This is a genomic window from Planococcus sp. A6, assembly GCF_028823615.1.
GTDB lineage: Bacteria > Bacillota > Bacilli > Bacillales_A > Planococcaceae > Planococcus.
On sequence record NZ_JAPEHT010000013.1, the window covers coordinates 25498 to 41002 of the forward strand.

At 35.9% G+C, this 15505-nt stretch carries 15 protein-coding genes and 1 pseudogene; 11 read left to right on the plus strand and 5 right to left on the minus strand.

Translation table 11 applies throughout. From position 1 onward, the window contains the following. Positions 1 to 5 precede the first annotated feature (5 nt). From ON064_RS03445 to ON064_RS03490, 10 genes are read left to right on the plus strand one after another with little or no spacing between them, the layout of a single operon-like run. Positions 6 to 1106 carry a polysialyltransferase family glycosyltransferase gene (locus ON064_RS03445; RefSeq protein ID WP_274623630.1) on the plus strand — a complete coding sequence of 367 codons (1101 nt, stop codon included), beginning with the start codon at positions 6 to 8 and terminating at the stop codon, positions 1104 to 1106. Positions 1107 to 1117: 11 nt separating this feature from the next. After that, the gene (locus ON064_RS03450; RefSeq protein WP_274623631.1) at positions 1118 to 2359 is read left to right on the plus strand and encodes an oligosaccharide flippase family protein; all 1242 of its coding nucleotides are present in this window, start codon (positions 1118 to 1120) and stop codon (positions 2357 to 2359) included. Positions 2360 to 2363: 4 nt separating this feature from the next. Continuing rightward, positions 2364 to 3341 carry an NAD-dependent 4,6-dehydratase LegB gene (locus ON064_RS03455; RefSeq protein WP_274623632.1) on the plus strand — a complete coding sequence of 326 codons (978 nt, stop codon included), beginning with the start codon at positions 2364 to 2366 and terminating at the stop codon, positions 3339 to 3341. A 12-nt stretch (positions 3342 to 3353) separates the two neighbouring features. Then, complete coding sequence (locus tag ON064_RS03460; RefSeq protein WP_274623633.1) at positions 3354 to 4517, plus strand: LegC family aminotransferase; 1164 nt, start codon at positions 3354 to 3356, stop codon at positions 4515 to 4517. A 28-nt stretch (positions 4518 to 4545) separates the two neighbouring features. Then, positions 4546 to 5592, plus strand: a complete 1047-nt coding sequence (locus ON064_RS03465; protein ID WP_274623634.1) for a sugar phosphate nucleotidyltransferase — start codon at positions 4546 to 4548, stop codon at positions 5590 to 5592. Then, positions 5585 to 6211, plus strand: coding sequence for an acetyltransferase (locus ON064_RS03470; protein ID WP_274623635.1), 627 nt, complete (start codon positions 5585 to 5587; stop codon positions 6209 to 6211). Before ON064_RS03465 ends, ON064_RS03470 begins: the two co-directional genes overlap by 8 nt. 3 nt (positions 6212 to 6214) lie before the next feature. Further along, entirely contained in the window at positions 6215 to 7210 is a 996-nt protein-coding gene (gene neuB, locus ON064_RS03475; protein ID WP_274623636.1) for an N-acetylneuraminate synthase, read from the plus strand. After that, a complete protein-coding gene (gene neuC, locus ON064_RS03480; protein ID WP_274623637.1) occupies positions 7204 to 8376 on the plus strand; it encodes a UDP-N-acetylglucosamine 2-epimerase in 1173 nt (390 codons plus the stop codon). Before neuB ends, neuC begins: the two co-directional genes overlap by 7 nt. Continuing rightward, positions 8373 to 9074, plus strand: a complete 702-nt coding sequence (locus ON064_RS03485) for an acylneuraminate cytidylyltransferase family protein (RefSeq protein ID WP_274623638.1) — start codon at positions 8373 to 8375, stop codon at positions 9072 to 9074. Before neuC ends, ON064_RS03485 begins: the two co-directional genes overlap by 4 nt. A gap of 24 nt (positions 9075 to 9098) precedes the next feature. Next, positions 9099 to 9605: an acyltransferase gene (locus ON064_RS03490; protein WP_274623639.1), complete on the plus strand. Its 507-nt coding sequence runs from the start codon at positions 9099 to 9101 to the stop codon at positions 9603 to 9605. 780 nt (positions 9606 to 10385) lie between these two features. Here the strand turns inward: ON064_RS03490 and istB (ON064_RS03495) are convergent. The 5 genes and pseudogenes from istB (ON064_RS03495) to istA (ON064_RS03515) all read right to left on the minus strand — a co-directional run bounded on the left by istB (ON064_RS03495) (position 10386) and on the right by istA (ON064_RS03515) (position 14521). Continuing rightward, positions 10386 to 11150, minus strand: coding sequence for an IS21-like element helper ATPase IstB (gene istB, locus ON064_RS03495; RefSeq protein WP_274623640.1), 765 nt, complete (start codon positions 11148 to 11150; stop codon positions 10386 to 10388). Next, entirely contained in the window at positions 11147 to 11410 is a 264-nt protein-coding gene (locus ON064_RS03500) for a hypothetical protein (RefSeq protein ID WP_274623641.1), read from the minus strand. The genes istB (ON064_RS03495) and ON064_RS03500 overlap by 4 nt, the downstream gene beginning before the upstream one ends. Before the next feature lie 68 nt (positions 11411 to 11478). Beyond that, positions 11479 to 12231 (minus strand): IS21-like element helper ATPase IstB, encoded by a 753-nt coding sequence (gene istB / locus ON064_RS03505; RefSeq protein WP_274623642.1) that lies wholly within the window; start codon positions 12229 to 12231, stop codon positions 11479 to 11481. Next, positions 12224 to 13744: pseudogene (gene istA, locus ON064_RS03510) on the minus strand (IS21 family transposase). Before istA (ON064_RS03510) ends, istB (ON064_RS03505) begins: the two are co-directional and overlap by 8 nt. A 102-nt stretch (positions 13745 to 13846) precedes the next feature. Then, on the minus strand, positions 13847 to 14521 hold the full coding sequence (istA, locus tag ON064_RS03515; RefSeq protein ID WP_274623643.1) for an IS21 family transposase: 675 nt from the start codon (positions 14519 to 14521) through the stop codon (positions 13847 to 13849). A gap of 738 nt (positions 14522 to 15259) precedes the next feature. On the opposite strand from istA (ON064_RS03515), the gene ON064_RS03520 reads away from it, so the two are divergent. Continuing rightward, on the plus strand, positions 15260 to 15505 hold a 246-nt coding region (locus ON064_RS03520), incomplete at its 3' end, for a hypothetical protein (protein WP_274623644.1).

Sequence of the window (15505 nt, forward strand, 5' to 3'; positions counted from 1 at the left end):
AATAATTGGATAAAATATATGTTTTTTCTATTAATACCTTTTTTCACTATATGATTATGAAATTTTATACTACTTCTAATAATCTAAATAACGTTAAAGTTATTTGCTACTCGAAAAATTCTAAATTAAAAGATATATTAAAAAAAGATAAAGATATTGAAGGATATATTTTTTTTGAAAAAAGTAAAAGTCAAAACAAGTTATTGAAATTGCTTGAAAACAAAAATGTCATAATTTCAACTAGAAATTTTTTGGAGGAAAGTGACTTCAAAGAATTGTATGTTTTTAAAGATTATGATTTTGTAAACCAAACTTTAATTGAGTATGCTGAAAATATGGGGAAAGAGGTTACATTATTAGAGGATGGATTAGGATTATATACGAGTGTTTATAAAAAAGGGTTAATAGAAAAAGAAAATATTATTAAGAGAATATTATTTGAATATCCTAAAGAAAAAATCTTATCACTTGGAATCAATTCGAAAGTTGATACTATATTAGCAACTTCACCAAATAGTTTGCCGCAGGAAGTTAAGAAAGATAAAAAAATAAAGGAACTAAACTTTAATGCCTTCAATTTAACTAGGATTAATAAAGTACTAAGTTATTTTGAGGAAGTTGAAAATTTTTCATTACCTGAAATAGATGATTCTAAAATTACGATTATGTACATTTCTCAACCCTTTTCCGAATTAGGTATTTTAACCATAGAAGAAGAGTCAGAGGTGCTAAATGAATTATATTATTTTTTTCAAGAAAATAAAAAATATAATTTTTTATTAAAACCCCATCCAGGTGAAAAACAAAATAAATATGAAAAATTTGAAAAAAGTGAAAATGTTACTGTTTATAAAAAAAGTTATTTACCTGCAGAATTAGTACCTCTATCTATAAGAATTGATGCTGTACTTCATGTTTCTTCTTCGAGTTGTCATTATATTAATCATTGGTACAATATACAAGTTCTATCATTGTATAAATTATTTTTCCGGGAATCTAAGGATGATAAACTTTTGGATAAGTTGAGAGAAATATACGAGGCTAAAATGGTGGGTACCTATGATGAGTTAGAAAGTAATCTGAAGATATTGAGAAAGACTATCTGATGAGAAAAAGGATGAAAAAAAGTATATTTCTTAGGAATTCAATTTTGTATACTGTCGGATCGATGTTGACCCCGTTAATAGGTTTTATAATGCTGCCTATCTATACAAATTATTTAACGCCTTCAGAATACGGCACTTTAAGTACAATAACGACATTGGTAGGAATGTTCCAAGTTTTTTTATTGCTATCACTTCATGGAGCAGTTACAAGGTTTTATTTCGAGTATGTGGAAAATTCTAAGGAACAGCGTGAGTATTTAGGGGCTATTTATTTATTTGTTATAATTTTTTCAACCACACTTTCTTTTCTTTTAATTACATTAAAAAATCAAATTGGAAGTCTGTTATTTAGTATAATTCCAATTGATCCATATTTTATATTAATGGTTGCTCTATCTTGGAGCAATGCTTTATTAGCCTTACCGTTTGCTTTAATAAGAGCACAAGAACGAGCGGGAATGTTCGTTCTTGCGAATTTTTTGATCACGCTTTCTATCATGGTACTTAATGTGTATATCATTGTAATTAAAGATTTAGGTATAGAAAAAGTATTGCTCTCTCAGTTTTTAATTACTTTTATAGCGGTACTTATATTAGTATCTAGCCAGTTTAAATATTTAAAGTTTAATTTAAATTATAATTTCATCAAATTAAGTTTGTTATTTAGCATACCCTTACTACCACATGTAGCAAGTGGTTGGATTATCAAATCCTCAGATAGAGTTATTTTAGAGAAGTTTGTATCTCTAACAGATATTGGTGTATATGCTGTTGCTGTGCAAGTTTCAATGGTTTTAATCATTTTTTATCAGAGTATAAACAGTGCATTAGTGCCTAGGTATATTAAACTGATGAAGGATAACCAAGTGTTAGAAGCGGAAAAGATACTGAAAATATTTAAAATTATTATATTTTGTACTGGTATATTAGCTATTCCTATATCAATGATTGCTACGAGATTACTAGTCGGTGAAGACTTTATTAATGCAGTCTGGTTATTACCAGCACTTCTGATAGCAAACATGATAAAAGGTATTTATTATATCCCTGTTGCAAAATTATTCTATGATAGCCGAACTGGAGCTATTGCTACCAGCAGTACAATTGCTGCTATCACCAATATTGTAGTAAACTTTTCTTTAATTCCATATATAGGTATTATTGGTGCGGTTATTTCAACATTACTTTCAGAAATAATTCGTACAATATTAATTTATATCGCTAGTAAGCAGAAAAAATATGATAGGAGTTAAAAAAATGAAAATTCTAGTTACAGGTGCAGATGGTTTTATTGGTAGTCATTTAACTGAAAAATTAATTGAGCAAGGCCATGAAGTAAAAGCTTTCGTTAATTATAACTCATTTAATACATGGGGCTGGTTAGACAGTATTCCCAAAAGCACTTTAAACGAAATCGAAATCTTTAGTGGAGATGTGCGTGATCCTAATGGGGTTAGAGAGGCTATGAAAGGGGTGGATGAAGTTCATCACTTAGCAGCTTTAATTGCAATTCCATTTAGTTACCATTCTCCAGATACATATGTAGACACTAATATAAAGGGGACATTAAATGTTCTGCAGGCTGCAAGAGAACTTGATACGTCAAGGTTATTGGTTACCTCGACATCGGAAGTATACGGAACTGCTCAATATGTACCGATAGATGAACTACACCCTTATCAGGGACAATCGCCATATTCAGCTACAAAAATAGGGGCAGATCGATTAGCAGAATCATTTTATCGTAGTTTTAATATGCCAATAACAATTGTAAGACCATTTAATACTTATGGGCCGCGACAGTCAGCTAGAGCAGTAATTCCTACAATTATTACGCAGCTTTTGAAGGGTAAAACTGAAATTGAACTTGGTTCATTGAGTCCTACAAGAGACTTTAATTTTGTGAAAGATACAGTATCAGGATTCATAGAGATTGCAAAGGAATCCAATACAATTGGTGAAGAAATTAATATTGCGACACAACAGGAAATTTCAATTGGTCAACTGGCAGAAGAATTAATTAGACAAATCAATCCTAAAGCTAATATTGTGTGTGATGAACAACGATTAAGACCTGAAAATAGTGAAGTTAATCGCTTATTAGGATCAAATGAAAAAATAAAAAAATTAACAAATTGGTCTCCAAATTATACATTTGAAGAAGGAATTGCCGAAACTATAGAATTCTTTAAAGAGAATATCTCAAAATATAAAACAGATATATACAATATTTAAGGAGGGGTTAAAATGAGTGAAAATTTTATTCCCCTATCTGTACCAAATCTAAATGGGAATGAATTAAACTATATAACCCACGCCGTTAAGACGGAGTGGGTTTCAACAGGTGGTCCTTATATCGAAGAGTTTGAACAAAAAATAGCGGCATATGTAAATGCTAAAGGCGCTGTTTCTTGCCAAAGTGGTACCTCAGGTTTGCATATTGCGCTACAGGTATGTGGCGTCACAGAATTACATGAGGTAATCGTACCTACTCTTACGTTTATAGCAGCAGTCAATCCAGTTAAATATTTAGGTGCGGACCCTGTATTTATGGATTGTGATGATACACTTTGTATGGATCCTGATAAATTGAAAGAATTTTGCGAGAAAGAATGTGTATTTAAAGACAATAAACTAATTAATAAAATAACTTCAAAACATATCAAAGCTATTGTAGTCGTACATGTGTTTGGAAATTTATGTGATATGGAGAAAATAAATGGTATTGCAAACAGTTATAACCTTACAGTAATCGAAGACGCTACAGAAGCGTTGGGCTCTTATTATCTGAATGGACGTTATAAAGGGATGTATGCTGGAACAGTTGGGAATATTGGAGTTTTTTCTTTTAACGGCAACAAAATCATGACTACTGGTGGCGGAGGAATGATCGTTTCAAATGATGAAAAGCTTCTAACTCTCTCAAAGCATCTAACTACTCAAGCAAAAAGCGATGACCTTTATTATACACATGATGAAGTGGGTTATAATTATCGAATGACTAATTTACAAGCAGCTTTGGGATTAGCTCAGCTTGAAAAGCTCGAAGAATTTATTAGTACTAAAACTATGAATTTCAAAATATACTTAGAAGGAATTAGTCAAATTCAAAATTTGTCATTGTTACAACATCGAACAGATATACGATCAAACTACTGGTTTTATGCTATGGTCGTAAATAAAGATTATCCAATGAACCGGCACCATTTAATTAAGTATTTAGCCGAAAAGAAAATTCAAGTACGACCAATCTGGGGATTAATTCATCAACAGAAGCCATATATTAATAACCAATCTTATAAAATTGAAAAAGCATATCATTATTTAGAAAGTGTGTTAAATATTCCCTGCAGTTCAAATTTATCTCAGAAAGAAATTCTCAGAGTATTGGAAAGTTTAGATTTTGAGTAAATGGATACTCTAGAAGGAGAGAAAAATTATGAATATAAAAGAATTTTTGATTGATGATAAAACTACCATGCTTAAAGCTATGGAACAACTCGATCAAGTGGCAAAGAAGGTTCTTTTTGTAACAAGAAATAATTGCTTTGTGGGAGCTATTACTGATGGCGATATAAGACGATGGATTTTAAAAAAAGGAAGCCTCGATGCTAAGGTTTTGGACATAGCAAACTATAAACCCAAATTTGTATATCAAAAAGACCAAAACATTGCAAAAGAAATTATGAAGAAATATGGTGTCGAAGCACTTCCAGTTTTAAATGATAGTGGTGAAATAATTTCTATTATTTTATGGAACAGCGAGGAGATAAATGAAAAAAAGAGATTGAATGTTCCTGTCGTTATTATGGCAGGAGGATTGGGTACAAGACTCTATCCTTATACTAAAATTTTACCCAAACCTCTAATTCCAATCGGAGAAATTCCGATAATAGAACATATTATGAACCGTTTGTATGATAATGGAAGTGAGAAATTTCATTTAATTGTAAATCACAAAAAAAATATGATTAAAGCGTATTTCAACGAAAACAATAATAAATATGAGGTTAATTATGAAGATGAAGAAATACCACTAGGTACGGGGGGAGGACTCAGTTTATTAAAAGGAAAAATTAATTCCACATTTATATTAACTAACTGCGATATTCTTATAGAAGAAGATTATGAAAAGATATTTTCTTATCATAAAAAAGAAAAAAATTTAATCACGATGGTGTGCTCATTAAAAAATATCAAAATTCCCTATGGTGTAGTTGAAATAAACGAATTAGGTGAAATTGATAAGATGAAAGAAAAACCTGAAATTTCTTTCTTTACTAATACTGGCATGTATATTGTAGAACCATCAATAATTGATGAAATGGAACACGATATGTACATAGGATTTCCAGATATAATAGAGGGTTATAAGAAAAAGGGATATAAAATAGGCGTATATCCAATAAGCGAACACGCATGGTTAGATATGGGGCAAATTGATGAGATGGAAAATATGAGAAAGAGACTCGAAAAAAATGAATAAAAAACTATTACTGCTGGGTGCTGGGGGGCATTGTATTTCAGTGTTAGATAGTATTATGTCCTTGAATGAGTATACAGACATCCGTATAATTGACAGAAAAGAGTTATTAGGTCAACAAGTTTTGAAATATTCAATTTCAGGAACTGATGAAGATCTTCCGAAACTACGTGAAAAAGGCTATAATTCAGCTTGTGTTACAATTGGCGATAATTTCCTAAGAGAAAAGCTTGTATGTTTACTTGAAGATTTAAATTTTAAATTACCTTCTTTTATTGATCCTTCAGCCATCGTAAGCCCATACAGTGAAATTGGTGAAGGAGTTTTTATAGGAAAGAATGCTGTAATAAATGCAGGTAGTTCTATAGGGAAAGGTAGTGTTATCAATACAGCCTCAATTATTGAGCATAATTGTACCGTTGAAGAATTCGTTCACATTGCTCCGGGATCTGTACTTTGTGGAGATGTTAGTGTTAAAAAAAATACCCACATCGGGGCGAACAGTGTTGTACGAGAACAAATTACTATCGGACCCGACAGTATAATTGGAATGGGAAGTGTTGTTGTGACAAATATTTCTTCAAAATCAATAGCTTATGGAAATCCTTGTAAGGAGAGATAGAGAGTGAAAACATATATTATAGCTGAAGCTGGCGTAAATCATAATGGAAATATAGAACTTGCAAAGAAACTTGTAGATAAAGCTATAGAAGCAGGGGCGGACTGTATAAAATTCCAAACGTTTGTAGCAAAAAATATAGTCACTAGACAAGCAAAAACAGCAAATTATCAACAACTGAATATGAATAAAGTTGAGAGCCAATTTAATATGCTCAAAGGACTGGAGTTATCTTTCGAGGATTTTATTGATCTTAATGATTATTGTGAAAAGTTGGGGATTGAATTTCTGTCGACTGGCTTTGATTTAGAAAGTATCAATTTTTTAGATAGTTTAAACATGAAGATATGGAAAATTCCTTCTGGGGATATTAATAATCTTCCATACTTAGTTAAAATTGCAGAGCTAAAAAAGCCTGTCATTCTTTCAACTGGAATGAGTAATATAGTAGAGATTGAAGCTGCGCTTGAGGTTCTCCGGAAGTATGGTACAGAAGATATAACAGTATTACACTGTACAACTGAGTATCCCGCTCCTTATAAGGATGTAAATTTAAATGCAATGAAAACAATCGAAAAAGAATTTAATCTTCCAGTTGGTTACTCAGACCATACCAATGGAATAGAGGTTGCAATAGCTGCTGTCGCTATGGGAGCAACTGTTATCGAAAAGCACTTTACTTTAGATCGACAGATGGAAGGGCCAGATCATAAAGCTAGTCTCGAGCCTGAAGAATTCAAGGCAATGGTAAAAGCTATTAGGAATATTGAGCAAGCCTTAGGCAATTTTGAAAAAAAACCTACTCCTTCTGAGATGAAAAATATTGAAATTGCTCGTAAAAGTCTGGTAGCAAGTAGACGAATAGAGAAAGGGGAAAAATTTTCAGAGGAAAACTTGACTGTTAAACGCCCTGGTAAAGGTATTAGTCCAATGAATTGGTTCGAAATTATAGGGCAAACTTCAAAACAAAACTTTGAAGAAGATGAGTTGATTGAATGGTGAATACAATTTGTATACTAACTGCAACACGTGCTGAGTATAGTATTCTTAAACCAGTTATCGATAAATTAATGGATAAAAGTGAATTTAATATAAAAATTGCTGTTACAGGTGCTCATTTATCACCAGAATTTGGCCATACTTATCAAGAGATAGAGAAAGATAAGATTGAAATAGATACAAAAATCGACATGCTGGTAAGTGCAGATACTCCAGCAGCGATTACTAAATCAATGGGGTTAGCATTAATAAGTTTCGCCGATTACTTTCAACGTACTCAACCAGATCTTTTGGTTGTTCTTGGAGATAGATACGAAACTTTAGCTGTTTGTATAGCTGCAATGAATCAGCAAATCCCAATTGCTCACTTATATGGTGGTGAAACTACCGAAGGTGCAATAGACGAATCCATTCGACATGCCATTACCAAAATTAGTTATTTGCACTTCACAAGTACTGACACATATCGAAATAGAGTGATTCAATTAGGTGAGAATCCTAATCGCGTCTTTACTGTAGGTGCTTTGGGAATAGAGAACATCTTAAATCAATCATTGTTAACAAAAGTTGAGCTGGAGTCTGCCATTAAGTTTAAGTTAGATAAACCATATGCAATGGTTACTTTTCATCCAGTTACCTTAGAGGCGAATCATTCAAAAGAACAGACCATGGCTCTACTCGCAGCTTGTGAAAAACAAAAAGACATGAAATTTATTTTTACAAAAGCAAATGCTGATGCAAATGGTCGGATAATAAATCAGTTAATTGATGAATATTGCACTAAAAACAAAAATGCAATAGCTTATACGTCGTTAGGAATGAAGTCCTATTTAAGTGGATTGAAATATTCTAACATGGTTATTGGAAACTCGTCGAGCGGATTAATTGAAGCCCCTAGTTTTAATGTTCCCACAATTAACATAGGTGATCGACAAAAAGGGCGTTTGCAAGCTGAAAGCGTAATAAACTGTAAACCGGACACCAACTCAATCAGTAAAGCTATTAATACAGCAAAATCCTCGAGAGTTCAAGCGGAAATGAAATATATTATTAATCCATATGGCGATGGAAAAAGTTCTGAGAAAATTGTAAAAGTACTTACAGAGTTTTTATTATCAAAAAAAATGAATTTACAAAAGCAATTTTATGATTGTGAGGTAAAGAAATGAAACATATAGCTGTGATCCCGGCTCGAAGCGGATCTAAAGGACTGGAAAATAAGAATATTAAACTTCTAAATGGTAAACCTTTAATGGCTTATACTATTGAAGCAGCTACAAATAGTGGTGTTTTTGATAAAATCATTGTTTCCACAGATTCAGAAGAATACGCAGCAATAGCCCAAAAATATGGCGCTGAAATACCATATTTAAGAAGTATGAATCTATCAAAGGATACGACCTCTTCTTGGGATGTAGTTAATGATATTTTAAAATTTTACAAGCAGAAAGGTCAAAACTATGATACTGTTTGCTTACTGCAACCCACCTCACCTTTAAGAGATGCAGAGGATATAAAAGGCGCATATGCAATGCTAGAGACAAAAAAAGCTAAAACTATTATATCGGTATGTGAAACACAACATTCTCCATTATGGACAAATACTTTGCCAGAGAATCTTTCCTTAGAAAGCTTTATTTCCCAAGATTTAATCGATAAAAACAGACAATCTCTACCTAAATATTACCAGTTGAACGGTGCTATCTATATTATTGAGACCAGTCAAATTAGTGATAACCACAATCTTTATAGTGAGTACAGCTATGCATATATTATGTCTCATACTAAATCAATTGATATCGATAATCTGCTAGATTTCTTATTAGTCGAATTAATAGTAGAGAAAACAGATTTTTCAAAGGATTGAACTAATTATTTTAAGGAGTATTTTATGAGAAAAAAGATGTGGAAACTCATTTTGTTTACCGTAGGATCATTATTTCCCACATCATATTATCCCTTAGGAGATGTGGGAAAAAAGTTTAGGTACTTCTGTGCCTCAAGAGTAGTGGAGGAGATAGGGGAAAATGTTAATATTGAAAGAGGTTCTATTATTCAAAATTCTTTAAAAATAGGGGATAATTCGGGTATAGGAGTTAAATGCGTTTTAGGGGACGTTGTGATCGGAAAAAATGTTATGATGGGCCCCGAATGTTTAATTTATTCAACAAATCATTATTTTGATAAGAAAAGTTTAAGCTTTCACGGTAAAACTGAATCAAAACCAGTTGTAATTGAGGATAATGTTTGGATTGGTGCTCGTGCAATTATATTACCAGGTGTGAATATTGGTAAAGGCGCGATTGTTGGTGCGGGCTCTATTGTAACCAAAAATGTACCCCCTTATAGTATAGCTGCAGGAAATCCAGCTAAAATAGTTAAAAAACTAATAGAGTAATTATCTGATATTATCTGAAAAATCCGCGCCTTTGTGTCTTAGATAAATCAGTCTGTAACCAATAAATACATGCTAAAAAAGCCTGGTCCAATAATAAGGGAGCAGGTTTTTAGTGCAGTCATAATTGTGAGGTATTGAGTTACCCATAATTGTTCCGAACATAAGGGGTGTATAGGAACTACTGGAAGTGTAAAGTACAACTAGGATCATTTTTTTGCTTGGATACCCTTGTCCAGTAAAAAGCTGCCATTCATATGACTGATGGCATCGCAGCATCAATATTTCCCGCACCTGTCAGTTGCACTGGGTGTATATACTGTTCAGCAAAGATTTCAAGTTTACTATGTTTCCATGATCTATTTGATGCATATCTTGAAAACACGGGAATACATTAAAAAATCCAATACTCCGTATGAATTGACCCAAAAAAGATAGACAAAAAATTCTAGAAGCTTGTTGCGCATGAGTCCGGTATTCAACCGGACTCATGTTTTTTTAATTTAGATTTCAGTTGTTTCTGTTTGTAATAAACCATATAGCCATCCAGTTCCTGGTAAAAATACTTCGCGCTTTCAAATTCCTGCAGGTAGAGGAGCTTTATCTTTATCTTGAGAATGCCGAAGAAGTTCTCAATCATGGCGCTGTCGAGGCACTTGCCCTTACAGGAGATGTTTTGGGTTATGTGTCGATTCATCAATGCGTCAATGCGTCAATGCTTTCTAGTTGTCAACGCCGGTTTAATTTCCCCCATCATAGCCGGAATAAAATTCCCCACTTGAGCTACTTTGCCGGTGGGGGAGCCGGATAAATCCCGGCTTTTTTCTTTTCCTTCAGGCGATAAGAATCACCTTTGATGTTAAAGGTCACCGAATGGTGAAGCAGACGGTCGAAAATGGTTGTGGCTAGGACATCATCTCCGAAGACCTTTCCCCATTCGATAAATGATTTGTTTGAGGTTAAGATCATCGCGCCGTGCTCATATCTCTTCGAGATGACTTGGAAAAAAATATTCGCTGAGAACTCGTCAAACGGAAAGTAGCCGACTTCGTCCAACACGATCAAATCCGGTCGTGTCCATTTCTTGATAAGACGGGAGACCGTCCCTTTGGCCTCGGCCTTGTGACACTCCGCAACCAAATCGGCTGCGGTAAGGAAGAGGACACTATAGCCTTGGGTGAGAGCTTCCAATGCAAAAGCGATTGCCAGATGCTTCTTGCCGACACCTGGCGGTCCCAGGAGAAGTCGATTTTCGTCATTCGCAATGTACCGACAGGTCAGTGTTTTGTTGATACGTTGCTCGTTAAGACTCGGTTGGAATGCCAAATCAAAATCATGGATGGTTTTGGTGTAAGGGAGTTTCGCCCGGTGAATTCTTCGGCTCAACTCGGCGGATTCTAGGTGTTCCCATTCTCCGGAAACGACCGTGTGTAAAAAGTCGAAATATGATACATTATGGGTAGAAGCGTTCTCGACCAAATCATCGAGCTGACTGGCCGTATGCGACCAGTTCAGCTGATGAAGCCGTTCTTCCAGAAGGGATTTCATTCGAAATCACCTCCTTCAAAGGCGGCGTAAGCTGCGAGGGAACGTGCTTCAACGTAAGGAGTGAAAATGCTTGAATCCTGGGTCGCCAAACCGATGGGATTCTGTTGTTTTCGCTCTTTTTCTTTTGCCTCCTGTATCCCCTCGTAATGTTCAAAGCGGACATGAGTACGTGTTTCACCCGAAAGAATCGGGTGTTGCGCAATGCATTCCACTTCATCAAAAATCTCCAATTGCTTCTCCAGCTTCACCTTGATTTTCACTTGATGACCGGCATATGTAACCGTCAATACCAATTGAACATATTTTGCTCATTTACGCTGGACACTTTTTACTCTTTAAAAATTTTCTGTTGATGTTTCAATCGATGGCTCTCATTGTTCATATGGATGACTTCTACTCGGTGTAATAGACGATCCAAAATTGCCGTCATCATTCCCTCATTTCCTACAATCTCCGTCCACTCCTCAGGACTTCGGTTAGATGTCAAAATCAACGAACACTGCTCATAAAGTTGATGAATCAGTTGGAAGAAAAGGGTAGCTTCTCGCTGATCCATAGCCATGTACATGATGTCATCAATAATGACAAGATCGGAAGCGCGCAAGCGCTTCAATTGGATTTTCGATTTATTTACATACTCTTCGGTCTTGAGTAACTGAATTAACTCTCCCATCGTGATGAAATATACTTGAAACCCTCTGTTGATGGCTTCGATACCAAGTCCTACCGATAGTAGTGTCTTTCCTGCACCTGGCGGTCCAAGCAGGATGAGATTGTAGTTTTGTTCAAGCCACTCATATTCAAGCAACTGTTTTAATTGCCGTTCGGTGATAGCTTCCTGTTCTTCAATCCGAAAGAGATCGAGTGGCCGATGGTACGGGAACCTTGCCCAGTTCAGTCGTTTCTCAATGCTTTTCTTTTCTCGCTTTTCAAGTTCGGAAGCTGTCAATTGTTCTAAAAACTCTAAGTAGGTCCATGATTTCTGTTCCGCCTTCCGGAGAAGGTCCGGAAGGGCCGTGGCCGTCTCAGCCAACCTCAATTGGCGAAAGGACTGCTGAATATCTGTAACACTCTTACTCAATACGTTTCCCTCCCATCAATTGGAGGTATTCATCCATGTCCCGGGTCTGTACGGCTATATCGACCTTGAGTTTCCTGTTCTCCTCAAGTTTCATTGGCTGGTCTGACTTCGTCCGACGAAGAAAGTCGACGACATCTCGAAAGGCATTTGCGCTAAAAAGATTTTCATTTATACACTTTTCAAGCGCCAAATGAGCCCATTCGGCATTCTCTTGCGTCACTTTCTTGATCAGCGCAAACTGGTCTCGCCGATACCGCCCATAGTCTGCACTGATCTTTTCTATGTAGTCTTTCGCCTTGTCATGGGCAAGGAGTGTGATCAATTCCTGTTTCATCCCTTCGAGCGACGTGGAACGCTCACGGGAATGGTTTCTATTTTTAATCAGACGACCTTTCTCTAGGGAAATGGTGTGATCAGCGATCACCTCACCTGTAGACGGATCGCAGATTTTGAGTAAGTTATCCGCCATGTGTAAACGGACATTTGCTAGTTTCGTATAGGTGCCGAGTGGTACAGAATACCGATTAGAACGGAAATGCACCGTATTGTCCTTACGGACATTCCTTGTTATACTTTCTGTATAGTTGCTTTCGAAAGAAAGTGGGTCAGAGATCTTGCGTAAGTGTTGCTTTTCCAGGAGGAACACTTCGTAAGGTCTCTTTTTTGTCGTGTTATGAACCTTGTAATTTCCGGTTCGCTCCAGCCAGTTCAGGCTGCGGTCGTTCCAATCCTCCAGCGTCGAATACACGCGATTTTTTGCGAAGTTGTTCTTGACGTATTTTACAACATTCTCGATTTTTCCTTTGGATTCCGGATCTGCCTTCCTACACAAATACACGCGGAACTTTCTTTGTTGGATATATTGTTGGAACGCTGCAGTTAAGATCAGGTCTCCTGCATTTTCACTGACAGCGATGAGATTGTCTTGGTCATAGACGATTTCTTCTGCTATACCGCCATAGTACTTAAACGCCAGCTCATGGCAACGTATCGTATCCGCTGTCGTAAATGGTCGATTGAACCACCAAGTATATTTCTGACGAGAATGTGCTAGCACAAAGGCGATAAAGTAAAGGCGGACTTCTTTTCCGTGTGTATCCTTTTGAATCGTCTGGCCCCAATCTACCTGCAGTTGTTTTCCTGGCGGCAGTTCATCGACTGACTCGTATTCACGTGGCTCTTCTTTCTTTTCAATCTGATACAGCTCTCTTACCTCATTGACATAACGGCGCACTGTACTCTCTCCAACATTGATATCGGGAAACTTTTCTTGCAGCCAATCATATACTTGAGCTCCGCTTAGGGAAGGGAATTCCTTCAACCAATTCACGATCCAATCCCGGTAGGGATCCAACTTCTTCTTTCGGTCACCTGGTTCAAATTCTTCTACTGCCTCTTCAAACGTCATCTCCAGATATTTTTACACCGTGGTGCGTGAAATCTTTAATCTTTTGGCGATCTGTGCCACCCTCAATCTTTGCTTTTTCAATTGATGAACTTCTAGATATACCATTAACTTTTCCTCCATGATGTTCCTCCTACAAGCTGATAAAATCAGTTTATAGGAAAGAATTGATTGGGCGAAAAGTGTTCAATCGAAATGAGCAAAAACTGTTCACTTTATTCTAGCGGTTACAGCATATCGAAACGGAACGGAATACTTATTCCCCAAGTAGGAGACGAAACAATCGCGACTGACTTCAGGCATTTCCCAATGCGTGGTCGGGAACAACTCCTTCGTTCCCCAAGCCTGTAGAAAAGATTGTTCCTTTTGCCAGCGCTGAACCGGCGGTTCCTGGGTCGTTTCATTCTTTTTCTTGTTTGCGGTCTGATCCAGCCATTTGCGCATGTCCTGGTTCAACGCTTCAAGTGTCGGTTCATGCCGGCGTTGAAAGAAGTTACGTCTCATGTAATCGACCGTTCGTTCGACTTTCCCTTTCGTTTGGGGGCGATAGGGTTTGCACGCTTTGGGTGTGACACCGTAGTAAGCGAGAAAGTCTTCAAAATTTTGATTGAAGCGAATTTCTGCCGGTGTATGCCGGATAACAACCGTTTTCATATTGTCATAGAGAACTTGATTCGGAATACCGTTGAAATAGGCAAAGGCATTCATGTGGCATTTCATTAAGGTTTCCAATTTCGTATCAGTTGTAAATTCGATGTACTTCATTCGGGAATACCCCAATACCATCAAAAACGCATAGATTTTTTGAAGGCGGCCATCGACTTCGTATAACCCGACTTCTGCCCAATGAATCCATTTGTGCCTGTTGGCCAGGTGGCGTCTCAAAGTGTCGGGGCGCCTGTTTCTTCGTTTGTTCCCAGTGCGGCTGCACAAAATCTTTTAAGATCGTACTTTTTCCCTTAAACCCTTATGCCTGGATCTCCTCGAAAAGCACAACACAATTGGTGGTTCCTTCTCGAATCCGTTGAAGTAGGTAGGGCATATACGCATCTAATTTGCTTGTCCGTTTCGTTCGCATTATGCCGCATTAATGTTTGTTAAAGATGATTTTAATCATGACAATCTCTCCAGTTCCAGTAGATATGTTCAGTATCGGGGTCCGAAATTAGAAAGACAACCAAATGGTAAAAACTTTTTGAAGTATCTACCATTTAAGGCTCAGTTCAAGGTTTGGGCGGCGGTCTCTTTAAAAATACTCATTGAAATAATATTGGAAAACAAAATAAATTAACTGACAAATACTACATTTTTTAAAAAAAGATTTCACAGTATATATAAATTTAATGTTTTACTTATTTGACAAAAATAACACAATGATAAATATAGCTAAAAAATCCTTCACTTCTATATTTTCTTCGTATATGATAATTATAGGCTAGAAAATACAAAATACGCGTGAAAAAATACTCTTTTTATGGAATAAAAATTATGTTAATAGCAATAAAAAATTGTTTTTTATTTACAATTTAATTATTAATAATATTGTATTTCCTATAATTTATACATTAATCTGTAAGTGTGTTTTGATTTTTAAGTACTGAGTAATTTAGGAGGAAATTATGTATGAAAATATTTCTTTACATTTTAATATTTACCCTTGCTTTTTCTTTAAATATTAATAATAAAATATACGCAATAGAAGATGTAACTGCCCCAGTCTTATCAGGTATAAATGTCAATCAAGAAACGGTGTCTGTGGGGAACGTTATACAGGTTGAAGTCGAAGGATCAGATAAAGAGTCTGGGCTGGCGCCTAATTCTTTTATCAACTTTGTGCATCCGGTAACAAGAAAGTGGATACACATAAGC

Excerpts from the sequence above, each read along its gene's own strand:
- ON064_RS03485 (WP_274623638.1), top strand. The coding sequence starts at position 8,373 with ATGAAACATATAGCTGTGATCCCGGCTCGAAGCGGATCTAAAGGACTG.
- ON064_RS03455 (WP_274623632.1), top strand. The coding sequence starts at position 2,364 with ATGAAAATTCTAGTTACAGGTGCAGATGGTTTTATTGGTAGTCATTTA.
- istB (WP_274623640.1), bottom strand. The coding sequence starts at position 11,150 with ATGAAATCCCTTCTGGAAGAACGGCTTCATCAGCTGAACTGGTCGCAT.
- neuC (WP_274623637.1), top strand. The coding sequence starts at position 7,204 with ATGGTGAATACAATTTGTATACTAACTGCAACACGTGCTGAGTATAGT.
- ON064_RS03450 (WP_274623631.1), top strand. The coding sequence starts at position 1,118 with ATGAAAAAAAGTATATTTCTTAGGAATTCAATTTTGTATACTGTCGGA.
- ON064_RS03470 (WP_274623635.1), top strand. The coding sequence starts at position 5,585 with ATGAATAAAAAACTATTACTGCTGGGTGCTGGGGGGCATTGTATTTCA.
- ON064_RS03490 (WP_274623639.1), top strand. The coding sequence starts at position 9,099 with ATGAGAAAAAAGATGTGGAAACTCATTTTGTTTACCGTAGGATCATTA.
- ON064_RS03465 (WP_274623634.1), top strand. The coding sequence starts at position 4,546 with ATGAATATAAAAGAATTTTTGATTGATGATAAAACTACCATGCTTAAA.
- ON064_RS03460 (WP_274623633.1), top strand. The coding sequence starts at position 3,354 with ATGAGTGAAAATTTTATTCCCCTATCTGTACCAAATCTAAATGGGAAT.